The following is a 2,095-nucleotide window of genomic DNA, read 5'->3' as shown; positions in this document are numbered from 1 at the left end:
ATCGAGGACAGACTGGGCATCCAACTTTTCGATCGGGGAACGAGGTCCGTGCGCCTGACGTCAGTCGGCGCGGCCTACGCATCGGAAGTCAGGACGGCGCTGGACCAGATCGCCGCCGCCACCATCGCCGCCACGCCCGACCGCACGGCAGGCATCCTGAATGTCAGCACATCGGACGGTTTTGCCGGCCGCTGGCTGGTGCCGAGGCTGCATCGCTTCCACCGCGCCAACGCCGACATCGACGTGCGGCTGTCGACCTCGGGCGTGCTTTCCGATTTCGTCAGCGACGGCATCGATATCGCCATCCGCTACGGCAAGGGCGGCTATGCCGGCGTGACCGCGGAATTTCTCGCCGACGAAGAGGTCTTCCCGGTCTGCAGCCCGGAACTGCTGCAAGGCGAACATCCGCTGCGCCAGCCCGGGGATCTCCGGCATCACAAGCTGATCCATGACGCCTTTCGCATCGACTGGGCGACATGGCTGCAACACGCAGGCGTTGGCGATGTCGATCCCAAGCGCGGCGTGCGCTTCGATTCCGCCACCTTCGCCGTCGAAGCCGCGGTGCATGGCGAAGGCGTGTTGCTCGGCCGAAGCGCGCTGGTCTCGGCCGACCTCGCTGCGGGGTGGCTGGTTCGTCCCTTCGATCTCGCGCTGAAATCCGCCTCGCGCTACTACGTCGTCTACCGTGACGGCGCGCTGCGCCAGAAAAAGATCAAGGCGTTCCGCGACTGGCTGTGTGCCGAAGTGGCCGCCGACTGGGTCGGTGCGACGAAGGATGGCTGATGCGGCAAGGGTTCAATTTGTGAAAGGCACCTCTTCGAGGTCTAGCCCTGCACTACTCCTTCGCGCGAAAAACTTCCGGCACGACGAACACTTCGTCGGCCCGGCCATAGCCTCCGTCGGCGACCTCCTCGACCAGCACCATCGTGTAGGGGCGTACGCCCTCACCGAAAAAGTCGACGAACATCGCGGTCGTCCGATGGATGAGGTCTTCCTTCTGCGCTTTGGAGAGGGCCGCTTGCGGTAGCTTGATGTTGGCGAATGGCATGATGTTTCCTTAGCTTTTCGAGTGTGGAAGTCAGGCAGTCAGGAGAGCCAAGCCGGCCTGGTTGCCGCCTCAGACCACGCCGCCATTGGCGCGGATGATTTGCCCGTTGACCCAGAAGCTGTCCGGACCGGCCAGGAACGAGACCAGCCCGGCAATGTCGTCGGGCTGGCCGAGCCGGCCGAGCGGGATCATCTTGCCGATGGCCTCGATCTGCGCCTCGCTCTTGCCGTCCGTGAACAGCGCGGTCTCGATCGGTCCGGGCGCCACCGCGTTGACGGTGACACGGCGCGCGCCAAGCTCCTTGGCCAGGATGTGGGTCATCGCCTCGACACCCGCCTTTGTGGCGGCGTAAACGCCGTAGCCCGACTGGTAGAGACCGACGACGCTGCTGGAAAAATTGATCATGCGGCCGCCGTCGCGAAGCCGGCGCGCACCTTCCCGCATGCCGCGAAACACGCCGCCGAGATTGATCGCGATCTGGGTGTCGAACGAAGCATCGTCGGTCTGCGCGATCGGCGAAATCTTCATGATGCCGGCATTGTTGACGAGGATGTCGATGCCGCCGAACGCCTTCTCGCCGGCGTCGAACAGCACGGCGATGCCGTTCGGATTGGCGATATCGGCCTGCACGGCGATCGCCCTGCCGCCGCCGGTCTCGATCGCGCGGACCAGTTCTTCGGCCTCCGCGCGGCCCCGTGCATAGTTGACGACAACGGCGACGCCGTCACGGGCGAGCCGCTGTGCGATGGCGGCGCCGATGCCTTTGGAGGCGCCGGTCACGATCGCGGTTCTGGTTTGATTTGTCATCGAAGTCTCTCCGCGTTGTTGGTGACACGGATATAGGCCAAGCCGAATTCCGGATAATCATCCACCCATTGACATCACTATTCGGGAACTGCGAACAAAGAGCATGGATCGGCTGGACACGATGCGGCTCTTTGTTCGCGTTCTGGAGCGGCGCAGCTTCACCGCTGCCGCGGCCGATCTCGGCCTGCCGCGCTCAACCGCGACGGAAGCCATCCGGCGGCTGGAGGAGCAACTCGGCGC

General features: G+C 64.4%; 4 protein-coding genes. 2 read left to right on the top strand and 2 right to left on the bottom strand.

Features of this window, described 5'->3' with window-relative positions; translation table 11 throughout:
• A partial coding sequence (locus EN914_RS33195) for a LysR substrate-binding domain-containing protein (protein WP_127389576.1) occupies positions 1-783 on the top strand: 783 nt, incomplete at its 5' end.
• A gap of 52 nt (positions 784-835) precedes the next feature.
• Here the strand turns inward: EN914_RS33195 and EN914_RS33190 are convergent.
• Together EN914_RS33190 and EN914_RS33185 are read right to left on the bottom strand one after the other, a co-directional pair.
• Entirely contained in the window at positions 836-1,048 is a 213-nt protein-coding gene (locus EN914_RS33190; protein ID WP_013530653.1) for a 4-oxalocrotonate tautomerase family protein, read from the bottom strand.
• A 69-nt stretch (positions 1,049-1,117) separates the two neighbouring features.
• Positions 1,118-1,855 (bottom strand): SDR family oxidoreductase, encoded by a 738-nt coding sequence (locus tag EN914_RS33185; protein ID WP_024501705.1) that lies wholly within the window; start codon positions 1,853-1,855, stop codon positions 1,118-1,120.
• A gap of 103 nt (positions 1,856-1,958) precedes the next feature.
• Between EN914_RS33185 and EN914_RS33180 the strand changes: the two genes are divergently transcribed.
• The coding region (locus tag EN914_RS33180) for a LysR family transcriptional regulator (protein WP_164779102.1) at positions 1,959-2,095 on the top strand (137 nt) is incomplete at its 3' end.

This window comes from Mesorhizobium sp. M7A.F.Ca.CA.001.08.2.1 (assembly GCF_003998455.1).
GTDB classification, from domain to species: Bacteria; Pseudomonadota; Alphaproteobacteria; order Rhizobiales; family Rhizobiaceae; genus Mesorhizobium; species Mesorhizobium ciceri.
The sequence above is the reverse complement of the archived record's forward strand: the minus strand, read 5'-3'. Positions and strand labels throughout refer to the sequence as shown.